Annotated in this window: 21 protein-coding genes; 10 read left to right on the top strand and 11 right to left on the bottom strand. The window is 49.5% G+C overall.

The window, feature by feature from the left end; translation table 11 throughout:
• Positions 1–257: 257 nt before the first annotated feature.
• The 8 genes from F5I99_RS12835 (at position 258) to F5I99_RS12800 (ending at position 7,713) form a co-directional block, all read left to right on the top strand.
• Complete coding sequence (locus F5I99_RS12835; protein ID WP_151056604.1) at positions 258–1,235, top strand: glutathione S-transferase family protein; 978 nt, start codon at positions 258–260, stop codon at positions 1,233–1,235.
• A 174-nt stretch (positions 1,236–1,409) separates the two neighbouring features.
• A complete protein-coding gene (gene nhaD, locus F5I99_RS12830) occupies positions 1,410–2,855 on the top strand; it encodes a sodium:proton antiporter NhaD (RefSeq protein WP_151056602.1) in 1,446 nt (481 codons plus the stop codon).
• Positions 2,856–2,951: 96 nt separating this feature from the next.
• The gene (gene dnaX / locus F5I99_RS12825; RefSeq protein ID WP_151056600.1) at positions 2,952–4,823 is read left to right on the top strand and encodes a DNA polymerase III subunit gamma/tau; all 1,872 of its coding nucleotides are present in this window, start codon (positions 2,952–2,954) and stop codon (positions 4,821–4,823) included.
• A 14-nt stretch (positions 4,824–4,837) separates the two neighbouring features.
• The gene (locus F5I99_RS12820) at positions 4,838–5,161 is read left to right on the top strand and encodes a YbaB/EbfC family nucleoid-associated protein (protein WP_151056598.1); all 324 of its coding nucleotides are present in this window, start codon (positions 4,838–4,840) and stop codon (positions 5,159–5,161) included.
• Positions 5,161–5,772 carry a recombination mediator RecR gene (gene recR, locus F5I99_RS12815; protein WP_151056596.1) on the top strand — a complete coding sequence of 204 codons (612 nt, stop codon included), beginning with the start codon at positions 5,161–5,163 and terminating at the stop codon, positions 5,770–5,772. Before F5I99_RS12820 ends, recR begins: the two co-directional genes overlap by 1 nt.
• A complete protein-coding gene (gene rnd, locus F5I99_RS12810; protein ID WP_151056594.1) occupies positions 5,769–6,965 on the top strand; it encodes a ribonuclease D in 1,197 nt (398 codons plus the stop codon). Before recR ends, rnd begins: the two co-directional genes overlap by 4 nt.
• On the top strand, positions 6,959–7,246 hold the full coding sequence (locus tag F5I99_RS12805) for a YcgL domain-containing protein (RefSeq protein ID WP_151056592.1): 288 nt from the start codon (positions 6,959–6,961) through the stop codon (positions 7,244–7,246). The genes rnd and F5I99_RS12805 overlap by 7 nt, the downstream gene beginning before the upstream one ends.
• 2 nt (positions 7,247–7,248) lie before the next feature.
• Positions 7,249–7,713 (top strand): YcgN family cysteine cluster protein, encoded by a 465-nt coding sequence (locus F5I99_RS12800; protein WP_151056590.1) that lies wholly within the window; start codon positions 7,249–7,251, stop codon positions 7,711–7,713.
• Positions 7,714–7,784: 71 nt separating this feature from the next.
• Here F5I99_RS12800 and F5I99_RS12795 read toward each other — a convergent pair whose 3' ends face one another.
• A complete protein-coding gene (locus F5I99_RS12795) occupies positions 7,785–8,447 on the bottom strand; it encodes a LysE family translocator (protein ID WP_225307405.1) in 663 nt (220 codons plus the stop codon).
• A 71-nt stretch (positions 8,448–8,518) separates the two neighbouring features.
• Between F5I99_RS12795 and pdxR the strand changes: the two genes are divergently transcribed.
• Complete coding sequence (pdxR, locus tag F5I99_RS12790) at positions 8,519–10,018, top strand: MocR-like pyridoxine biosynthesis transcription factor PdxR (RefSeq protein ID WP_151056588.1); 1,500 nt, start codon at positions 8,519–8,521, stop codon at positions 10,016–10,018.
• A gap of 109 nt (positions 10,019–10,127) precedes the next feature.
• Here the strand turns inward: pdxR and rpsA are convergent, their stop codons facing one another.
• The 3 genes from rpsA to F5I99_RS12775 all read right to left on the bottom strand — a co-directional run bounded on the left by rpsA (position 10,128) and on the right by F5I99_RS12775 (position 14,919).
• Positions 10,128–11,816 carry a 30S ribosomal protein S1 gene (gene rpsA / locus F5I99_RS12785; protein ID WP_151056586.1) on the bottom strand — a complete coding sequence of 563 codons (1,689 nt, stop codon included), beginning with the start codon at positions 11,814–11,816 and terminating at the stop codon, positions 10,128–10,130.
• 186 nt (positions 11,817–12,002) lie between these two features.
• Positions 12,003–12,836, bottom strand: a complete 834-nt coding sequence (locus F5I99_RS12780) for a hypothetical protein (protein ID WP_151056584.1) — start codon at positions 12,834–12,836, stop codon at positions 12,003–12,005.
• A complete protein-coding gene (locus tag F5I99_RS12775) occupies positions 12,826–14,919 on the bottom strand; it encodes a carboxy terminal-processing peptidase (protein ID WP_151056582.1) in 2,094 nt (697 codons plus the stop codon). The genes F5I99_RS12780 and F5I99_RS12775 overlap by 11 nt, the downstream gene beginning before the upstream one ends.
• Before the next feature lie 150 nt (positions 14,920–15,069).
• Between F5I99_RS12775 and F5I99_RS12770 the strand changes: the two genes are divergently transcribed.
• On the top strand, positions 15,070–16,383 hold the full coding sequence (locus F5I99_RS12770; protein ID WP_151059181.1) for a M18 family aminopeptidase: 1,314 nt from the start codon (positions 15,070–15,072) through the stop codon (positions 16,381–16,383).
• 2 nt (positions 16,384–16,385) lie between these two features.
• Here the strand turns inward: F5I99_RS12770 and mnhG are convergent, their stop codons facing one another.
• From mnhG to F5I99_RS12735, 7 genes are read right to left on the bottom strand one after another with little or no spacing between them, the layout of a single operon-like run.
• Complete coding sequence (mnhG, locus tag F5I99_RS12765) at positions 16,386–16,826, bottom strand: monovalent cation/H(+) antiporter subunit G (protein ID WP_151056580.1); 441 nt, start codon at positions 16,824–16,826, stop codon at positions 16,386–16,388.
• Positions 16,819–17,088 carry a monovalent cation/H+ antiporter complex subunit F gene (locus F5I99_RS12760; RefSeq protein ID WP_151056578.1) on the bottom strand — a complete coding sequence of 90 codons (270 nt, stop codon included), beginning with the start codon at positions 17,086–17,088 and terminating at the stop codon, positions 16,819–16,821. Before F5I99_RS12760 ends, mnhG begins: the two co-directional genes overlap by 8 nt.
• Positions 17,089–17,109: 21 nt before the next feature.
• Positions 17,110–17,583 (bottom strand): Na+/H+ antiporter subunit E, encoded by a 474-nt coding sequence (locus F5I99_RS12755; RefSeq protein WP_151056576.1) that lies wholly within the window; start codon positions 17,581–17,583, stop codon positions 17,110–17,112.
• Positions 17,580–19,085 carry a Na+/H+ antiporter subunit D gene (locus F5I99_RS12750; protein WP_151056574.1) on the bottom strand — a complete coding sequence of 502 codons (1,506 nt, stop codon included), beginning with the start codon at positions 19,083–19,085 and terminating at the stop codon, positions 17,580–17,582. The genes F5I99_RS12755 and F5I99_RS12750 overlap by 4 nt, the downstream gene beginning before the upstream one ends.
• Positions 19,082–19,429: a Na+/H+ antiporter subunit C gene (locus F5I99_RS12745; RefSeq protein ID WP_151056572.1), complete on the bottom strand. Its 348-nt coding sequence runs from the start codon at positions 19,427–19,429 to the stop codon at positions 19,082–19,084. The genes F5I99_RS12750 and F5I99_RS12745 overlap by 4 nt, the downstream gene beginning before the upstream one ends.
• A gap of 15 nt (positions 19,430–19,444) precedes the next feature.
• Positions 19,445–19,876, bottom strand: coding sequence for a Na+/H+ antiporter subunit B (locus F5I99_RS12740; protein WP_151056570.1), 432 nt, complete (start codon positions 19,874–19,876; stop codon positions 19,445–19,447).
• A 1-nt stretch (position 19,877) separates the two neighbouring features.
• Positions 19,878–22,301 carry a putative monovalent cation/H+ antiporter subunit A gene (locus F5I99_RS12735; RefSeq protein WP_151056568.1) on the bottom strand — a complete coding sequence of 808 codons (2,424 nt, stop codon included), beginning with the start codon at positions 22,299–22,301 and terminating at the stop codon, positions 19,878–19,880.
• Positions 22,302–22,490 lie beyond the last annotated feature (189 nt).

The raw sequence follows: 22,490 nt of genomic DNA, 5'->3' as shown, positions 1-22,490 counted from the left end.
ACTGACTGTGGCTGAATCATTGCCCGGAAAGCATTATGCTGCAACTAGGTGGTAAATTGAACCTGAATGATAAACCACTTGATGATATAAGCTGTCTTTAAGTTGGTAAGGGCTGATGGGGGCACGATTTTTTAAAACCTGATCTATTCGCTACACTGAAGAGTACAAACTTGTGCTGCAGATTCCTCTGCAGTGTCCAGGCTGTTTATGGAACCTTCTGTGAGCCGTCTTCTGATTTTGAATAAAAGAGGTATGTAATGGGGTTGCTGGTAGACGGTGAATGGGTTGATCAATGGTATGACACGAAATCATCCGAAGGTCGGTTTGTGCGCAGTGAAGCACAGTTTCGCAACTGGATTACAGCTGATGGCAGTCCTGGGCCTACTGGAGAGGGGGGCTTTAAAGCCGAGCCGCAGCGCTATCATTTGTATGTATCACTGGCCTGTCCCTGGGCACATCGTACGTTGATATTTCGGGCGATTAAGGGGCTGGAGTCATTTATTTCAGTATCTGTAGTCAATCCGTTGATGCGCGAAGATGGTTGGACCTTTGCTGAAGGCGAGGGCGTTATCGCTGATCCGCTGCACCAGGCTGATTATTTACATCAGATCTATACCGCAGAAGATGCGGACTATACCGGGCGAGTCACTGTGCCGCTGCTCTGGGATAAGCAGCAACAGAGGATTGTCAGTAACGAGTCGGCTGACATCATCCGTATGCTGAATAGTGCCTTTGATAGTGTTGGAGCAATACCTGGCGATTACTACCCGCAAGCCTTACGTGAAGAAATCGATCAGATTAACGAGCGGGTATATGACAGCGTGAACAATGGCGTTTATAAAGCTGGGTTTGCGACCACGCAGTCAGCCTATGAAGAAGCGGTGCAACCATTATTTGATACTCTGGATTGGCTTGACGAACAATTATCAACACGTCGTTTTTTACTCGGCAACCAACTAACCGAGGCTGACTGGCGCTTATTCACTACGTTAATTCGCTTTGATGCGGTTTATCACGGGCACTTTAAGTGCAATCTGAGACGGGTTGATGACTACCCGCACCTGTGGGGCTATATTCGTGATTTGTATCAGCAGCCGGGTGTCGCGGAGACGGTCAATATGGCCCATATCAAGACTCATTATTACGCCAGTCACACCATGATCAATCCAACTGGCATTATTCCGTCAGGGCCTGTGCAGGACTTTGAGCAGCCACCTCAGCGTCAATATTACTAAAGTTTAATGTTGCGATGCGGTAAGTGTTTATATCTTATGCTTATATAGTCTAAAAGAACTAGAAAATTACCTCTTAAGAAGCATAGTAGGGGGGGGAGTCAAGGACTATACTGAGCAACCATCCTGACAGTGCGTTCGGCACTGTCAACTTAATGCTTCCAGAAGTGAAATATCATGACTGCCAGACGAATGATTATTGGAGTATCGGCTTTTCTGCTGGCTCTATTTAGTACCTCTACCTGGGCTGCCTCCGGTCCGCTTGATTTGACAGCCACTACAGCCGGTTATATTGCTTTGGTGGTGTTTGTGCTGGCGTATATGCTGGTGATGAGCGAAGAAAAACTACATTTACGTAAATCCAAGCCTGTGCTGGTCGCAGCAGGGGTGATCTGGGCGATTGCTGGATGGGTTTATGTTCAGGCAGATCTGGCGGGTGTGCCAGAAGAGGCCTTTAAAGAGACGTTGCTCGAATTTGCTGAGTTGATGCTATTTCTGCTGGTGGCGATGACCTATATCAATGCCCTGGAAGAGCGCCGCGTATTTGATGCACTACGATCGTGGATGGTGCGTAAGGGCTTCAGTTATCGAACGCTGTTCTGGATGACAGGATTGCTGGCCTTTTTTATCTCGCCGATTGCCGACAACCTGACCACGGCCTTATTGATGTGTGCGGTGGTGATGAAAGTGGGCGAGGGCGATAACCGCTTTATCAATCTCTGCTGTATCAACATAGTGATTGCCGCCAATGCGGGCGGTGCCTTCAGTCCCTTTGGCGATATCACCACCTTGATGGTCTGGCAGGCAGGACTGGTGCGTTTTGATGAGTTTATGGTGCTGTTTATACCTTCGATGGTTAATTTCCTGATTCCTGCCATCATTATGACCTTCTTCATTGGTAACCATAAGCCCAAGGTCCAGGATGAAGAAGTCGAGCTGAAACGGGGTGCTAGACGTATTCTGGTGCTGTTCTTGCTTACCATCGCTACGGCGGTTGCAGGTCATATACTGCTGCATTTGCCACCTGTTCTGGGCATGATGGCCGGTCTTGGCTATCTACAGTTCTTTGGCTATTTCCTGCGTATGACCTTGCCGGGTTCACTGGCGAAGAAGCGACTCCTGGCTGAGCATGCTGGAGACAAAAAACGTCTGGAGCGTTTGGGGAGTGTCGTACCGTTTGATGTGTTTAACCGCGTCGCCCGTGCTGAGTGGGATACCCTGTTGTTTTTCTACGGCGTCATTATGTGCGTCGGGGGTCTGGGCTTTATGGGCTATCTGGCGATGATGTCAGAAGTGCTCTATTCCCAGTGGGATGCCACCTCTGCCAATATTGCTCTTGGCTTTATTTCAGCAGTGATCGATAACATTCCAGTGATGTTCGCGGTGATTACCATGGAACCACATATGTCTCATGGACACTGGTTGTTGATTACTCTCACAGCGGGGGTGGGGGGTAGCCTGTTGTCGGTAGGTTCTGCAGCGGGTGTTGCCTTGATGGGGCAAGCGCGCGGAGTTTATACCTTCATGGGCCATCTGCGCTGGATGCCAGCGATACTGTTGGGTTATGTGGCTAGCGTGCTGGCACATCTGTGGTTAAATCAGGCCTTATTCAGCGTGTATTGATCGATGTTTTGCCTGGACTGAGGTAAGACTTAGAGCAGTAGTCATGGTAGGATAACGCCTTTATCAGGGTGACTTGAGAGAGAGCAAAACCCGACTATGAGCTATCAGGTACTCGCGCGAAAATGGCGACCGCGAAAATTCAGTGAAATGGCTGGGCAGGAGCATGTGTTACGTGCTCTGGTGAATGCACTAGATAATGATAGATTGCATCATGCCTATCTGTTTACCGGGACACGTGGGGTAGGTAAGACCTCCATTGCCCGCTTGTTTGCCAAGGCATTGAACTGTGAGGAAGGGGTTTCCTCTACACCCTGCGGTGTGTGTACGGCTTGTCGTGAGATTGCCGAAGGTCGGTTTGTCGACCTGATTGAGGTGGATGCGGCATCCCGTACCAAGGTAGAGGATACCCGAGAGTTGCTGGAAAATGTGCAATATGCACCCAGCCACGGGCGCTATAAAGTGTACCTGATCGATGAGGTACACATGCTCTCCAGCAGTTCATTCAATGCACTGTTGAAAACCCTCGAAGAACCGCCTCCGCATGTTAAATTTCTGTTAGCGACCACCGATCCGCAAAAATTGCCGGTAACGGTACTGTCTCGCTGCTTACAGTTTAATCTGAAGAATCTTAGTCCTCAGCGCATTGTTGAGCATCTGCACTATGTTCTCACTGAAGAGCAACTGAGTTTTGATGAGCCAGCGCTTTGGTTGCTGGCGCGCAGTGCCGATGGTTCCATGCGTGATGCCTTGAGCTTGACTGACCAGGCGATTGCCTTTGGTTCAGGTATGGTTTCTGAGGCTGATGTGCGCACCATGTTAGGTACCATAGACCAGCGGCTGGTGTATCAGATTATGATCGCGTTGGCGCAACATGATGCCCGTGGTGTTATGGATGCGGTACAAGCACTTTCCGAATTTAGCCCGGATTACAGCTCAGTTTTAGCGGACCTGGTCAGTCTGCTGCATCGTGTGGCCCTGGCTCAATTACTTCCCGATGCCATCGACAACAGCCTGGGAGATCAGCAGCAGGTTATGGAGCTCGCCGCGTTGCTGCGTGCGGAAGATATCCAGCTGTATTATCAGATTGCCCTGATGGGGCGCAAAGATCTGCCCTATGCGCCGGATCTGCGAGAAGGGCTGGAAATGGTGTTGTTGCGCATGCTGGCGTTTCGTCCGGCTTCTTTGCAGGTATCAACGCCTGCAGCTGAAAAACCCACAACAGTGACAGAGAGGCCTGCTGGTATTGATTCAACGAGCAATTCGCCCGTTGAGACGGCTGCAACTGTAACGGCCCGATCAAATCAGGCTGAAGTGGTACCCCCCTGGGATGAAGCACCTCCCTGGACGGATGATGAGGTTCCTTCCCCGGTAAAAAAGCCTGAGGCTGCTGAGACTCCGGCAGCCCAATACGCTGAGCCTGCCCCAGAAGCTGCAGAGCTGGTGCCGCCGGTTGTCACACCTTCATTATCCAGTAGGGAAATGTCTGCTGTATCACCTGAGGTTGTCGTTGACACGCCTTTGGTCGTGCCTTCGGCCGTTGTAGATGAGGCATCTGAAGCGGTTGTGCCAGTGAGCCTAACGGAGCTGACCTTGACAGATTGGGTCCGAGTTGCGCCACTTTTGGCGCTGACGGGTATGACTGCGAGTATATGCCGTAATTTGTCACTGGAAAGCGTTGATGCTGAGACATTAAGCTTTCATTATCCACCTGAGCAGGGCGCGTTGCTGAATAGCATCCAAAAAGAGCGTATTCAGGAAGCGTTACAGGTGTATTTTAACGCGTCGCTTGAAATACGCTTTGTTCAAGCGGAACAAACCCACGAAACACCAGCCCAATACAGTAATCGTAAAAAAGCGGAACGCCAGGCTGAAGCGGTGATTTCTATGCAGAAGGACCCGATGGTTCAGCGTATAATTGAACAGTTCTCTGCCGAGCTGGACACAGCTTCTGTCAGACCCATTGATTAGTTGAGGATAGTATTATGATGAAAGGTATGGGCGATATCATGAAACAAGCCCAAAAAATGCAGGAAGAGATGCAGCGTGCTCAACAGGAAATTGCCAGTGCCGAAGTGCAGGGTGAGTCTGGAGCTGGGCTAGTCAGTATTGTAATGAATGGCCGTCATGATGTGAAAAGCGTCAGCATCGATAGTAGTCTGATGGAAGAGGATAAAGAGATCCTTGAAGACCTGATCGCAGCCGCCGTAAATGATGCTGTTCGTAAAGTAGAGGCGGACTCGCAGCAACGTATGGCTCAGATCACCGGTGGCATGCAGATGCCACCAGGCTTTAAGATGCCCTTCTGATGTCATTCAGTCCATTGCTGCTGCAGTTGATCAATGCGCTACGCTGTTTGCCTGGAGTCGGCCCCAAGTCAGCGCAGCGTATGGCGTTACATCTGCTGGAACGTGATCGTGATAATGCCCGGCAGTTGGCTGAGTCCTTATTGCTAGCCGTTGAAAAAATCGGTGAATGTGAAAAATGCCGTACGCTATCTGAAACCCCCGTGTGTGAAATTTGCACCGATGTCAATCGTGATAACAGTGTGGTGTGTGTGTTGGAGTCACCTGTTGACCTGCTGGCTATCGAACAGAGCGGTGGCTTTGGGGGGGTGTATTTTGTGCTCAAAGGGCATCTGTCACCCATTGATGGTGTAGGGCCTGAAGACCTGGGCATTCCTCAGTTGCTTGAGCGTATTGATCAGGGGGAGGTAAAAGAGTTGATTCTGGCGACCAATCCGACAGTGGAGGGAGAGGCGACAGCCCACTATATCTCTGCACAGATTGAACGCGAGGATATCCGCATCACCCGTATTGCCCATGGCGTGCCGGTTGGTGGTGAACTTGAATTTGTAGATGGCGGTACACTCGCGCACGCCTTGGCGGGGCGGCGTGTAATTGTCCGGGATAAGGCATGACACAAATTACAGAGGCTTATAAGGCTGATCAACTGGTATTAAGTGCGCGTGAACCTGTGTGGATTCGCGATACCGAAACGCTGATTCACTACTGCAAGCAGTGGGCAGAATTACCCCTTATTGCGGTCGATACCGAGTTTATGCGGGTGGATACCTTTTATCCGATTCCTGCTTTGATCCAGGTGGCTGATGAATATCATTGCTACCTGATCGATCCCCTCAGTGTTGAGGATATGTCGGCATTTGCCGCCTTGTTAGCTGATGTGCGCGTGCTTAAGGTGCTGCATGCCGCCAGTGAAGACCTGGAGCTGTTTCGTCATCACTACGGTGTCATCCCCGAACCGCTTATGGATACCCAGGTAGCGGCAGCATTTGCAGGTTGGGGCTTCAGTATGGGGCTGCAGCGTATACTGCAGCATGCGCTGGATATTACCCTGGGAAAGGCGCATACCCGCTCCGACTGGCTGCAGCGTCCTTTGACTGATGAGCAGATATTGTATGCAGCGCTGGATGTTGCTTATTTGCCTACTATAGCGATGCAACTCAAAAGCGAACTTCAAACCAGTGGTCGCTACGAATGGATGCTGGATGAGTGTCGTATGCTGGGTCAGTCTTCTCGGGATAATGATCCAGGTGGGCTTGAGTACTATCGTCGTTTTACCCAGTTGAATATCAACTCGGAAGTGACTCTGGCGGGTTTGCGTGACTTGGCTGCATGGCGCGAAAGGGTGTGTCGTGAGCGTAATCTTTGTCGGCCTCATGTACTGAGAAATGAACACCTGATAAAAATTATAGAATGCTGGCCGCAAACCCTGGAACAACTGAATGCTCTGGGTTTGCTGCGCCGTCAGAATCTCAAAACAGATGGTGAGGCTATTTTAGCTGTGCTGTCACAGGCTGAAGCGTCTGCAAAACAAAACCCTCCAGAGCCGATCAATTTGCCACTGCATATCTACCACAGTGCGACGCTGAAACGCCTCAAAGTGATCGGACGAGAGGTGTCGAAGGCACAGCAAATCATGCCGGAATTGCTCGTACGTCGGCGTGATCTGGAAAAATTGATTAATTCAAAAGATGATCAGGGGCATTTTCATTTGCCGGAAACACTGAGTGGCTGGCGTAAGGCGCTGATCGGTGATCAGTTGCTAAAGGCTTTAGAAACGCAACAAGATACAAGAGTGAACGCATGTTAGTTTGTTCGATATACCGTAGTTCGCGCAAGGATGAAATGTACCTTTACGTCGATAAACGTGAAGGTTTGAAATCAGTGCCGGATGCCCTGAGCGAAATGTTTGGTAAAGCCCAGCATATTATGGACATGCCAATTATAAAGGGACGTAAGTTAGCGCGTGTTGATGTTGATAATGTGCTGGAGTCAATCCGTGACAAAGGTTATTTTCTGCAGATGCCGCCCCCGAAAGAGGATTATCTGTTGGATTTGTATCCCAATCGTCCTGAGACCGGAGTGCGCTGATTTTGGCTCAGGAGGTCTTTTGGCAGCGAAAAGCCCTGCATGAGATGACCCCGCAGGAGTGGGAGTCTTTATGCGATGGTTGTGCACTATGCTGTCTGCACAAAGTTGAAGATGAGGATACCGACGAAGTATTTTACACCACAGTAGTGTGCCATCTGCTGGATGATCAAACCTGCCAGTGTACCCGCTATAGCGAGCGTACGCGCCTGGTGCCCTCCTGCGTGCAATTGCGACCGGAAGATGTATCTGAGTTCCACTGGTTACCACCCACTTGTGCCTATCGTCTGGTGCATGAGCGCAAGCCCCTGCCTGAATGGCATCCACTGCTGAGTGGTGATTCCGCGTCGGTCATTAATGCAGGGGCGTCTGTTCTGAGTGTTTATGAGGTCAAGGATGATGAGATTGAAGAAGATGATTTAATTGATTATGTGGTCGAAGAGGCGGTATTTTTTCGTTCAAAAAGCTGAAATTTGAATTTGTACTGAACCTCATGCTGCCCCTGCACTGACGGCGATTCTCGGCAATACAGGGTTATATCTTATTGTCGCTCAACTGTGGCCATTTTAACTCCCGCGAAAATCAACAGGCCTCCGGCCGTGCGATTTATGCTCTTGATGATAAAAGGGGAAATAGCCACTTTATTAGATTTGTTTCCCAAATATGCATAAAGCGAGTAACAACATAAATCTATGATTAGGGTTATGAAACACAACATTGCAAATTGCGGCAGTACAGGGCGAGAGATGTCTATAAACTGCGGCAATATGGCTGAAAAATAGAGCAGCGCTTTAGGATTTGAGGCTTCCAGGATGAACCCTCTGATAAAGGTCTTGTGGTAGCTAGCAACTTCCCGCCTTGATGGAGAGATGGTGAGTGGTCCAGCGGAGCCCATAATTGCTCCAAAGCCAAGATAAAGAAGGTAGGCAACGCCAATCCACTTGATTGCTGTGAACAAAACGTTTGATGCAATGATAAGTGCAGCAATTCCTGTCGCTGATAGAGCAAAGAATACTACGTTAGCAATGGCAATTCCCAAGATGACAGAAAATGATTTTTTAAATCCATTGGATGCGGCTTCGCCAGTAACAACAATTGCAGCAGGGCCTGGAGAAATCACCACCACGATAGTGGTCGCAAGGAACAGCAAGAGTGTTTCTATCGGAATCATCATGGCTTCCTCGGTTGTTGAAAAATATAACAAGTGGTTATCATATCGTTATCTGGCTATTTAATTGATAGCCAGATTGATGAATTTTAATAAGGCCAGATAGGATGAGCAGCATCTCCTTTTCCAGTGTGACGATCAGCCTCAGTACTGATGATCAGCTTCCTCTATATCTGCAGATCGCCAGACAGATCAGACCGCTAATAGAGCAGGGGCGGCTTAGGCCCGGAGAGCGGCTACCTTCATCCAGACAACTGGCACAGGATTTGGGAGTTTCCCGTACTACCAGCAGCAACTGCTATGACCTGCTGATATCCGAAGGGTATCTGCTGGGAGTGCCAAAAAAAGGAGTATTTATTGCTCATCACTTACCTTCACTAATGCCTTCGCTAATGTCTGAGCCGCTAGTACCCGTTAACGCAGGGATTCATCCGGATATTTCAGATGATGGGTTACGCTTTGACTCAGGAGCCGATGTCAGTCTGTTTCCAAACCAGATCTGGAGACGCTGTTTGCAGCAGGGCTGGTGTGAGCCGCCACGGCAGCTGCTTGAGGGAACAATGCAGTCGGGTCTTCCGGCCTTGCGAGAGGCTGTGGTTGGTTACCTGCATGTGATGCGCGGACTCAGTGTGAAACCCAATCAGGTGATTATTACAGCAGGTAACCGCGATGCGATCAGCCTATTGCTGAGTGCACTAAAGCGTATCAGTGGATATTCATCGCCCTCCGTTTGGTTGGAAAACCCTTGTTATCCAGCACTGGCGGAGAGTGTTAGTAGTATGGGAGTTAAGCTGGATGCCCTGACTATTGATGCCGAAGGCGCTGTTTGCCCGCCGAAAATGTCTGGTCAACTAGCCGCTATTCTGACACCGTCACGACAATATCCACTGGGTGTAGTAATGAGTTCCCGTAGGCGTCAGGAATGGCTGGATCTTTGCAGTCAGCATAATCAATCCGGCCAGACCTTATGGTTGATTGAGGATGATTATGACAGTGAGTTTATCTATCAGGGGAGGGCGCAGGCACCCTTGATGAATGCTGATACTCAGCAACACACGCTGCTAGTGGGCAGTTTTTCCAAGATACTGTTTCGTTCGCTTCGCATTGGTTATATCGTCGCGCCGGATCAACTGGTTCCAGCATTGTTGAGCAGTCAGCAGGCGCTAGGCAGTATGGCATCGCTGCCATTGCAACCAGCGCTTGCAATATTTCTGACACAGGATTATTTTGCCACTCATCTGCGTAAGATGCGTCGTGTGTATCAGCAGCGCAGAGACCATCTGCTGCAGCTGCTGCACGCTAAGCTGCCGGATGAGTTTCAGATCACTTCGACATCTACAGGTATGCATTTGGTAGCACACCTAAATCCTGAATCAGATCTGACAGATGATCAATTAGCTTGGGTAGCATCGGATCTAGGGTTGACGTTGGAGCGCTTGTCCAACCACTACTTTACAGGTGAGCCACAGCAAGGCTTATTGCTTGGTTTCAGTGCGTTGTCTGAGCCTTATATGAATGAAGGCGTTGAACGCTTGCTACAGGCGATACAGATAATCAGAAAAAGCCGATCTACTCTACTCAAAGGTCGGATGAAATATTCGGACTAATCAAGAACGTACATCCGAGCATGCGCCGCTACTGCGCATCCCTGCGCTAACGGCTGTACATAAAAAAAGCATCCGAAGATGCTTTTTTTAGGTCAGTTCAGGCAGTTAATCAGTTGTTCTGATTATTAGCAGCCATCTGCTGTTTGATCAGATCACCGATGGTGGTCGGACCGGGTACATCAACTTCCTGGTTACGAACAGCGCTGATAGCGGCTTTTTCTTCCGCCTGGTCTTTCGCTTTGATCGACAGGCTGATGACGCGGTTGCGACGATCAACGTTGATGATCTTGGCTTCGACAGCGTCGCCTTCTTTCAGGATGCTGGTAGCGTCTTCGATGCGCTCGGCAGATAGTTCAGAAACTTTCAGCTGCGCTTCAACGCCTTCGGCCAGTTCTACAACCGCACCTTTAGCATCAACGCTCTTCACCGTGCCGTTAACGATAGTGCCTTTTTCATTTGCAGCAGCAAATTCAGCAAACGGATCGCTTTCCAGCTGTTTGATGCCCAGAGAGATGCGCTCTTTCTCTGCATCAATAGACAGGATAACCGCTTCAACTTCGTCGCCTTTCTTGAACTGGCGCAGTGCGGTTTCAGCATCGGCTTCCCAGGAGATATCAGACATGTGAACCAGACCGTCAAGATCGTTATCCAGACCGACAAAAATGCCGAAGTCAGTAATGGTCTTGATGGTGCCCTGGACTTTATCACCTGCAGCGAACTGCTCAGAGAAAGAGATCCATGGGTTGATGGTGCACTGTTTGATGCCCAGAGAAATACGACGACGCTCTTCATCAACGTCCAGAATCATCACTTCAACTTCATCACCGATCTGAACGATCTTGGATGGGTGGATGTTCTTGTTGGTCCAGGACATTTCTGAAACGTGAACCAGACCTTCAACACCGTCTTCGATAGACGCAAAGCAGCCGTAATCGGTCAGATTGGTTACGCGAGCAGCCGTTTTAGTGCCAGCTGGGTAACGGTTTTTGATCGCTTCCCATGGATCTTCAGACAGCTGTTTCAGACCTAGAGAGATACGACCGGATTCTTTATCAAACTTGATGATGCGAACAGAGATTTCATCACCTGGATTGAGCATTTCGCTTGGGTGAGAGATACGTTTCCAAGCCATGTCAGTGATGTGCAACAGACCATCTACACCACCCAGATCGATAAAGGCACCGTAGTTGGTCAGGTTCTTAACAAAACCTTTAACCACTTGACCTTCTTCTAGTGTTGCCAGCAGCTCATCGCGTTGAGCGCTGTTGGCTTCCTGCATAACGGCACGACGAGAAACGACGATGTTGTTACGCTTAGGATCCAGCTTGATCAGTTTGAATTCCAGTTCCTTGCCTTCAAGGTGGTCAACGTCGCGTACGGGACGAACATCTACCAGTGAACCAGGCAGGAAGCCCTGAATGTTGTTGACAGTGACAGTAAAGCCACCTTTGACTTTACCAGAGATGTAACCGGTAACGGTTTCTTCGGCGTCAAATTTGCTCTGAAGAACTTCCCATGCTTCTGAACGCTTGGCTTTCTCGCGTGACAGACGTGTTTCACCGAAGCCATCTTCAACGGCTTCCAGGGCTACTTTAACCGTATCACCAAGCTTGATTTCAAGTTCGTTGTTGTCGTTCAGAAACTGAGAGCGTGGGATGATCGCTTCAGATTTCAGGCCGGCATTGACGGTTACCCAGTCGCTGTCGATATCAACGACTTCGCCCGTAACCAGGGTGCCTGGAGTCATATCCAGAGATAGCAGGGATTCTTCAAAAAGATCAGCAAAGCTTTCGCTCATGAAATTGTCCTATAGTTCGCTGCAAGAGGTGCAGCTTCCAGCCTGTATCGCCAGTTATACAGGGTCGGTTATCAGTCATCGCTTTTCTGACACTAAACTGGCGAAGATGTCAGAACTACGAAAAAAGAGGTCAAATTATACAGAGGATTGAGCCTAGTGAACAGGGGGTGAGCAAAAAATGCGCAATCAGAGCAAATTTGCCATATTGGTATTTAACGCTTCGCGCAGCTCGCGCTGACAGGGTGGCAGAACTACATCCAGATCTTCCTGAACAATAGTCGGTAAACGGTGTTGTTCGGGATTGCCGAAGTAATCACGAATCTCCCGCTCTTCACTAAAGTCGTTCGCGGCTAATTGAACCGCATCTCCCACGCAAAACATAAAGGCTGGTAAGTAGTCTACTACGATTTCAGTACGTTGAACGGCATCCAGCATCAGTTGGTTAGCCTCAACAAAGCGTTGATATTCCATGCGACCAGCGGCAGCCATAATTTCCAGTCGAAAGTTGCTGAAGCGCTGGGCATCAGCTGATTGTCGAAGGTAGGTGTGCAGCATGCGCTCGACACGCTCCAGTTCTTGAGAAAAATTTTCCGGCATGAAGTATTCCGCCATGCGTCGGTCTTCTTCATAGGTCTCCAACTGGGCTTCCAATGCTTCAATCTGTTGGCGAAGCGTGCGGTTTTCAATGATCAGATTTTCTCTGTCTCTGACCAGACTGTGAACGATTCGCTCGCTGGGTGTCAGGTTTTCATCTGCAAAAGTTGAAGGTAGCTGAGCTTCGCCAAGTAGGCCTTCAGAGGTTTCATACTGCGAAGTACCGTGAAGGTCAAAACCAAATTTCTCCAGATCAACCTGTTTTTGTTTGAATTGTTCCGCGACAAACTGATAAACGAAAAAACCGACAACAGCCAGCAGCAACACCCCTAGGGGTGCTGCTGCAAACAAAAGTAATTTTTTTTTGTTCCGGGGCTTTTTCGGTTTACTTGGCTCCGGTGAGGGGGGGGTATCCTCAGTTGCCATTCACTATGCGACCCGTTGCTTGAGCGGTTTGAGATAAGTGTAGATCAATGAAATCCACCATGATTTCAGCAGTTTCCATCAGGATGGACTCAGCTTCCGGGTTAATTGTGCGGCCCTGGGCATCTGTAGGCAGCAACTCGTCCAGTTCACTTAACTCACGTATGGGCGGTTCATCTTTGGCCATACGACGTTGATTTTCAGTATCAATTTGCCATTGTTCCACTTCATCCCGCAGAGCGCGTACCTCATTGATATTCAGTGGTAGCTGCGTTTGCTCGCGCTGTTCACGACTGCGTTCCACCTGTTTATTCATAAAGGCAAAATCCGGGTCATGGGTGATGCGGGCTTGATGACGGCTGATCAGTTCATCTAAAAATGGAGATAGGCTTGGGAAACGTCCATGACGCACTGGGTTTACTGTGTCCCAGGGCAGGGCGCCTTCGAGAGCACTTTCACCGATTTCCTTTTCATCAAACAGTGTGGGGAAAAGAATATGGGGTTCTACACCTTCATTTTGAGTGCTTTCGCCGGAAATACGGTAAAATTTGGCGTGCGTCAGCTTCATCTGACCATGTTCTAGTGGCAGTAAAGTTTGTACTGTGCCTTTACCAAAGGTGCGACTGCCGACTACCAGGCCACGATTGTAGTCCTGAATGGCGCCAGCAAAAATCTCGGATGCAGAGGCGCTTAAACGATTAACAATCACCGCCATCGGGCCATCCCAGGCTACTTTGGGATCAAAGTCACCCAGAATATCCACACGGCCACTGGCATCGCGGATTTGTACTGTCGGCCCGCGGCTGATAAACAGGCCTGTCAGTTCATTAGCTTCACGTAGCGAGCCACCACCATTATTACGAAGATCCACGATCAATGAATCAATGTTTTCACTTTTCAGTTCTTCAAGTAGCTTTTCTACATCACGCGTAGTGCTTTTGTACTCTGGATCGCCAGCCTGCATTGCAGTGAAGTCAATATAAAAGGCAGGAATTTCAATAACGCCAACTCGATAGGGTTGGCCATTACGTTGTAATTCCAGAAGACGTTTTTGTGCTGCCTGCTCTTCCAGTCTGACTTTATCCCTGACAATGGTGATGGTGCGACGAGCATTCCGATCAATCGAATCGGCCGGTATAATCTGGAGTCTGACCGTACTTTCGCGCGGCCCCCTGATAAGATTGACGACTTCATCCAGGCGCCAGCCAACCACATCCTGTATCGGACCTTCGGCATCCTGACCTACACCGACTATGATGTCTGAAGGACTGAGTTGTCCTGCACGATCAGCCGGGCCACCGGGTACTAAGCGTACCACCTTGGTATGTTCATCTTCTCCCTGCAGTACGGCGCCGATACCTTCCAGCGACAGACTCATATTAATCTGAAAATTTTCCTGGTTGCGGGGTGACAGATACTGACTGTGAGGATCAAATTCATGTGCTATGGCGTTGGCATAGCGTTCAAAGACATCTTCATTATTGGTTTGTGCCTGACGATTTTGCTGATTTTCATAGCGTTGAATCAGCGTTTCACGTGCCTCGGCAACCGTCTGATCGGCCAGTTTCAGGCTGATCATCGCATTTATCAGACGTTTGTACCAAAGCTCATTCATCTCATCTGTTGTCTTTACCCAGTCGGCTTCAGTACGGTCTGTCTCTATGCTGTCATGGGTATTGAAGTCGAAACTATGCGATTCATCCTGTAAGACCTCAAGCATATATTCGAGACGTTCCATCTGGCGCTGATGAAAACGGTTATAGATGGCAAAACCTGTTTCGCTGTTGCCCGTCAGTATTTCAAGACCGATTTCTTTCCGGACAGGTTCAAACTCTTGAATATCTGACTGATAAAAATAAATCCGGGAAGGATCAAGATCGGTTAAGTAGCGCTCAAAAATATCTGAGGAGAGTTTCTCATCCAGTTTCTTGCCGCTGTAGTGATTCTGCTGCAGTGCTGAAATGACATCTAAAAGTGCTTCTTCATGCTCTGGTTCTGCCGCGTAGCGTGCTTGTACCGGGCCGACAACAAGCAACAACGCCAATACTAGGCCGGTCAACAGGGGTTTAATTGTAAATCTGGTCATTGTCTGAGTCATTCCTGATTAGTCCATCTGCGGATTAAGACAGCACTTTTGTTACGGAGTTTCCTTGTCTTTTGGTTCTATACTACCGGATGTGCCAGTGTAGTCATCGGCTGGACTAATGTAAAATTGAGTTAAATGTAGTTTTTAATGATGGAGAGGTCTGTGAGCAATAATTTTAACAAGGCAGTATTCAACCAGGCCCTGCTGGGATTTCTGGATGCGTCACCAACGCCTTTTCATGCCGTGCAACAAATGACAGACTTACTCGATCTATCGGGGTTTCAAGCCCTGGATGAAAGAACTGTCTGGCAATTAGCCCCCGGTGCTGGCTATTACACAGTACGTAACGGTTCATCAATTATTGCCTGGCGTCAACCGACAGACTATAAGGGTTTTTCGAAAGGGTTTCGGTTTACTGGCGCACATACCGATTCACCCTGTCTGAAGGTTAAACCCCAACCGGAAATGTTGCGTCAAGGTTATTTCCAGTTAGGTGTGGAAGTCTACGGCGGGGTGTTATTAAACCCCTGGTTTGATCGCGACCTGTCGTTAGCCGGAAGGGTGACTGTACGCGATACCCAAGGCCAACTCGTCAGTCATCTGATCAATTTCGATAAGCCAGTGGCGATTATTCCCAGCCTTGCTATCCATCTTGACCGGGAAGCCAATTCGGCACGTAGTATCAATGCGCAAACGTTTTTACCACCGATACTGGGGCAATTGACGAGCAAAGCAGATTTTCGTGCACTGTTAAAACAGCACCTGACGGATCAGGGCGTGGATAATCTGGATGCGGTGTTGGATTATGAACTGGCCTTTTATGATTGCAACAAAGCCGCCTTGGTAGGGTTAGATCAGGAATTCATCTGTTCGGCCCGATTGGATAATCTGTTGAGCTGTTTTATTGGTTTACAGGCCTTGCTGGCTTCAGCGGCGGGTCCTGGACAGGTATTGATCTGTAATGATCATGAAGAGGTAGGTAGTGCCAGTGCTTGTGGCGCGCAGGGACCGCTGCTGAGTCAGTGGCTGGAACGTGTTTTGCCCGCCGAGGTTAACCGTTATGAGGTGCTGGCTAATTCATTGTTTATTTCTGCGGATAACGCGCATGGTGTACACCCAAATTTTGCTGATCGTCATGATGATAATCATGGCCCTCAACTGAACAAGGGACCAGTGATCAAAATTAATGCTAACCAGCGTTATGCCAGTAACAGCGAAACCAGTGCGTTGTTCAGGCATCTCGCAGAACAGGTGGGTGTGCCGGTGCAGAGTTTTGTCGTGCGGAGTGATCAGGGCTGCGGCAGTACTATCGGACCCATTGTTGCCACTGAAACCGGTATTCCAACGGTGGATGTCGGCGTTCCTCAGTTTGCCATGCATTCCATCAGAGAGACCGCCGGTAGTGATGATGCCCGGAATCTGGCGCGGATACTGCAAGGGTTTTATCAAACCGAAACTCTATGAGTTCAGTCGTTGCGCTCCTGGCGGTTAACACGTATACGCGGTTTGAGGTCAAGGTTCTGGCGATAAATCTCCAGTTCCTCTTCTGTTTCCAGGCCACTCATCAGGCGATGGCTATCAGGATCATAACAGTTGATCAGTTCATCCTTGATGGTTTTTGACCAGACGGGAACACCTACAAAGTAGCCAGCCCGGCCAATGGCATGGGCGGCGACCGGGGCGGTGATTAAGATAAACATAATCACCGCCAGACTTTTGGCAAATACCACAGCATCAAAAAAATGAAAGCTGACGGCGATCATCATCAAGTTTATACCTAGTGCACCAGCTTTGGTGCTGGCATGCATGCGGGTGAGCAAGTCAGGCAGGCGTAGCACCCCAATAGCGGCCAGGAGAATAAACAGCGAGCTGGACAGCATCAGGATTTTTATAATCCACTCAATCATCTCGTGGGCCTCCTCGTTCCAGAAAACGCGCAAAACCTATCGCGGCAAGAAAAGCCGTCAGTGCCGCGACGATAGCAACATCAATAAAACTGGCGGTATCAGTGTAAATGGCATAGGCACCGATCATCGCGACAATGACAGAGGCGAACATCTCCAGTGCTACAATGCGGTCAGGCAGTGTCGGGCCTAGAGTCAGACGGATAAAAATCAGTATCATCGCCAAACTTAGAAAGGCAAAGGTCAGGTAAATGACTAGTTGCACGCGTCCTCCTATTAGTCTTGGTTAGCGCAGGATCTCAAGCACCCGACGTTCCATCTCTTTGAGGCCATCACGGACTGCCTGTTCATCGTCCAGAAACATGGCATGAATAAACAGTACGCGGCGATCATCTGATACATCAAGGCTGAGCGTACCCGGTGTCAGTGAAATCAGGTTAGCTACCATACTAATCTCCATTTCTGTATTGGCTTCCAGTGGCATGGCAATGACGCCTGGCTTCATGTACCAGATGGGAGTGATGATATCGAACGCCACTTTCAGATTGGCTATGAACAATTCTTTGAAAAAAAAGCACATAAAGCGGATCAATCGCGGCAAACGGCTAGTGTAGCCACGCAGTATTGGAACCTGGCGTTGCATCAAGCCAAGTACCAGATAGCCCACCACCAGACCGGCGAACAAATTGAAGCCACTCAGGTCCCCTGTCAGCACCACCCAAATCAATGCCAGAAGCAGGTTCCACATAAACGCCATCATGGTTTCACCCCCAATACTGCTTCAATATAACCGGCTGGATTCAGCAACTGCTGCGCTGAAAATTCAGCCATCAAATAGATGGGTTGGCCATTCAGGCCGATAAACAGAGTGCAGCTAGCCAGAAGAATGACAGGTAGATAAAGCGCAGCGAGTGAGGGCGTCATGACCTGATTCAGGCCACTGCCATCGGTTTCTTCCGGTAAGGTTTTCCAGAAAGCTTCTGCCCAGATTTTAATCATGGAATAGAGGGTCAGTAAGCCTACTAACAGTGCGATCCCGGTTACTACCCAGGCTTCAGCTTCAATGCCGGCACGTATGACAATGAATTTGGCAAAAAAGCCCGAAAGAGGCGGTAAACCTGCCAGAGAAAGAGCGGGTATCAGAAACAGGATGCTTAACACGGGGCGTGATTTATAAATGCCACCCAATTTGTTCAGGTCATAGGTGCCGAGTAAACGGTGTGCAATACCACTGATCAGGAACAGGTTAGTTTTTACAATGATATGGTGCGTGATATAAAACACCCCACCAATGATGGCCAGTGGGGTATAGAGCGCCAGCCCAAGAATCATATAGCCGATTTGGCTGACAATATGAAACGACAGTATGCGACGAAACTCAAATTGTGCCGCGGCGCCCAATACCCCAGTGAGCATGGTGAAGGCTGCTACCCAGAGTAAAATAGAGTGGGTAAACTCCGGGCTCTGATTAAAAATTAGCGTAAATACCCGGAAGAGCGCATAGACCCCCACTTTGGTTAACAGTCCGGCAAACAGTGCCGATACAGCTACCGGGCCGGTATGATACGACGCTGGAAGCCAGAAAAACAGCGGGAAAGCGGCGGCTTTAATGCCAAAGGCCAGCATAAACATCACCGCGATAACATCCACCATGCCAGTCTGTTCGGCTTGAGACAGTTTTACCGCAATATCCGCCATATTCAACGTACCGACCAGGCCGTAAAGCAAGCCTACGGCACTGAGGAAAATAGCTGAAGAAAGCAGGTTCAGGGTGACATACTTAACTGCACCTTCCATCTGGGCACGCTCACCACCGAGAATTAATAGTGCGAAAGAAGCGACCAGCATCACCTCAAACCAGACATACAGGTTGAAAATATCACCAGTGAGAAAGGAACCGGCCACACCGGCTAGTAGCAAATGCATCAGCGGGTAATAACCAAAGCGTTCGTGGCTTGCAGAGATTGAAGCTAAAGAGTAAATGGCAATAGCCACGGCCATCATTCCGGTCAAAATCACCATGATGGCACTGAGCATATCCGCTACCAATGTAATACCATAGGGAGCTAGCCAGCCACCCATATACATCACAACATGTCCCTGCTCCTGCACGCTGTTGAGTAGCCAGATGCTGGACGTCAGTAGCGCGATACTACCCACCACAGAGAGTGCTTTCTGAACACTATTCGAACGCCAGGCGAGCAGTGTCAGCGTGCCTGTCAGGAGTGGAATAATGATCGGCAGGGCAACTTCGGGGCTCACGTATCGGTATCCTTCATCTGATCAAGATTGTCTGTATGAATGATGTTATAAGCCCGGTGAATAAGAACTACGGAAAATGCCAGTACGCCAAAAGCTATAACGATGGCAGTCAGGATCAAGGCCTGCGGCAAGGGATCAGCAATAATGCCATCAGGTTGCATGGCGCCGACCGGAATCAAGGGTGGTGCACCTCGGGTCATGCCGGCTGAGGTGAAAATCAGCAGGTTGGCGGCATTGGACAGTAACATCAAGCCAATAACCAATTTGACGATACTGCGTCTGAGCATCATATAAATCGCGGCGGCATACAGGCAGCCGACAACGATGGCCATAACCGGTTCCATGTTATCTCCTGCGCATCAGCGCTCTTCGGTTTCAGTTAAGGCAATCAGCATCAGCATCACTGAGCCAAATACCGTAAAGTAAACGCCAATATCAAACATCAGCGGTGTAGATAATTTAATTTCGTTACCGCCAGGCAGAGTGACTGGCCACCACTGTGCTGTCAGAAAGGCCTGGCCCTGGAATCCAGCAGGGAAAATGGAAAACATCGCTAAAAACAGGCCAAATCCAATCAGATTGCGTGGATCTACCCGCATCAGATCACGCGTGGCGACAGCACCGAAGGTGAACAGGTAAAGTGCAAACGCGCCACAGGCAACCAGGCCTGCAATAAAGCCGCCGCCCGGTTCATTATGGCCACGCAGCAGCAGGAAAACTGAAAACAACAGTTGTAATGGCACCAGAAAACGTGCGGCGACATGCAATATCAGTGTGCCTGGCTTCATCATCTTAACGTTCCTCCTTCCTGGCACTGGCTGAAGGTGTTTCCTGCTGGGCTTTGAGTTCATCCAGGGAGTGCACAATATATTTTTCATGTAGCTGCTTGGGAGGCAGGATCAAGGTGCCAGCATAATGATTGCCACCGGGTTGGGTGTCCGGGCGGAACTTGATCATGGCATAAACACCCAGCGCGGCCAGTGCCAGGACAAACATCTCTCCCAGCGTATCCAGCGCTCGATAATCCACCAGAATGACATTGACGATATTGCGTCCATAAGCCAATGGCTGGCTGTTTTCGACCATGTAATCAGAAATAGCAGGGAACAGCTGTACATCGATGGTCATCATAATCAGCAGGGTGATCAGAACGCCTGTCAGTATGGCAACAAAGGCGTCTCGCCCTCGCTGGGCTGGTGTGGAAATGTTGGAAAAGCCTGGTAGACGAAACAGCACCAGTACCAGCAGTATGACGGTCAGGGTTTCTACCAGAATTTGTGTAATGCCCAGATCGGTTGCACTGAACAGAATAAAGATCAAGGCAACACAAAAGCCTACAGCGCCCATGGACGCGACAGCTCCGAGTCGGGAGTGGGTGATGGCGGCTGAAATGGCGGCTGAAATTAAGATCAGTACAATCACTGTTTCATGGAGATAAAGGCTTACGTCCCAGTTCCAGTGAAGCTCATGGCGCCACAATAGAGTATAACCGGTGATGCCGATAAAGCTCAGCAGAATGGTCCGCAGGTAGTTGCGTATTGAGCCGTTTTGCAGCAGCCGTGTTTGCCATTCAGCAACGACAACAATGCCCTGCATAAAGCGGAAATAGCCGGCTTCCGGTCCACGCCGAATAATCGGGTTGAGCACAGCCAGGGTATCGCGCAGTGTATTCCAATGATGATAGCAAAAGTAACCTGCAGCCAGGCTGAGCAGAGAGATTAGCAATGGCAGGTTGATGCCGTGCCAGAGCGACAGATAGCCCTCAATCGGTCGTCCTGCAACAGCAGTCGAAGCCGGTAGGGTCATGAAGTTGCCTACAATACCGGGCATGAGTCCGAATGCCAATGACAGCATGGTCAGCACCACTGGACCCGCCAGCATTAGTTTTGGCGCTTCATGTATGGTACGAGCCTGAGGAATAAAGCGTCCATAAAAGGGACGCAGGGCAATCACTGCCGCGACGGCAACCAACAGAATCGCGGACGTGATCACCATCAACAGGATGGCAATGCCCACCGGGCCGTCCAGTAGCGATTCAAGTAACAGCTCTTTGGCAACAAAACCAAACAATGGCGGCAGGCCCGCTAATGAAAGTGCTGCAACCAATGTGCAGAGGGCGGTGATCGGCATGCGTTTTCTCAGGCCACCCAATTGTGTGACATCACGGGTGCCGGTTTCATGGTCAATAATACCGGCGAGCATAAACAGCGCGCCTTTGTAGAGAGCGTGTGCTAACAAGTAGGCCGCAAATGCGACCATGGCTGTTTCAGTGCCCAATCCCAATAGAAATGTCAGCGTACCTAATGCCATCACGGTTGAATAAGCCAATAATTTTTTCAGGTCAGTACTGCGAATTGCCATAAAGGCGCCCGTCAGCATGGTCAATGCACCGAAGCTGGTTAGTATGGTGGTCCAGAGTTCGGTACCTCCCAACTCTGGTTGCAGCCGCGCCATCAGGTAGATGCCAGCCTTAACCATGGTGGCAGAGTGAAGGTAGGCACTGACGGGGGTTGGTGCCGCCATGGCATTGGGTAGCCAAAAGTGAAAAGGGAATTGTGCTGACTTGGTAAAAGCTCCCAGCAACAAACAGATCAGCATGCCGACATAAAGCGGATGCTCAGTAAGCACTTCAGACGTGTTGAGTATTTCCTGTAACGAGTAACTGCCGCCTGCACCCGCGAGCATGACAAGGCCTGCCAGCAGTGCCAGACCGCCAGCCACGGTGACAATTAAGCCCTGTAGAGCCGCCTTGCGAGCTTCGGCACTCTGGTGGTTAAAGCCAATCAGCAGATAAGAGGTCATACTGGTCAGCTCCCAGAAGACAAACAGGGTGATCAGGTTGTCAGCCAGTACCAGACCCAACATGGAGGCCATAAAGGCCAGCAATATCACCATAAAGCGGGCAAGTGATTCATGCCCTTTGAGATAGCTACCCGCGAAGAGGATGATAAAGGTGCCTATGCCACAGATCAGCAGGGCAAACAGCAGTGAGAGCCCGTCCAGGACCATCGTTAGCGATATATCCAGACCCGGAATCCAGGCGTATTCATGAACCAGTATTTCACCCCTTGCTATGAGCGGAATCTGGAAGGCGAACCACAGTGTTAACCCTGCTGGAATGAGTGCCAACAGGTAACTGCTACGAGCTGTGTATTTACTGTACAGCCAGGGTGTCAGCGCGGCCATAAGGTAAATAATCAATAGGCTTGCTTGCATGGATTACCCTGTTATGACTCTGGTCGTTCATACGTGCCCTGGTAATTAAACAGGTCACTTTTTTATTTTATTATAGTCAACATAGTACATAAGTAGAGGGGTTCGTAAATACTTAATCAGACTTTATACCATTTTATTTTAAAGGGATAAGTGTCGGTAATCGGCTGGTCTATGCCGTATGCTGCCTGG

The sequence above is a fragment of the Nitrincola iocasae genome (genome assembly GCF_008727795.1).
In the GTDB taxonomy this organism is placed as follows: Bacteria; Pseudomonadota; Gammaproteobacteria; order Pseudomonadales; family Balneatricaceae; genus Nitrincola; species Nitrincola iocasae.
This window is presented reverse-complemented; position numbering and strand designations above follow the sequence as displayed.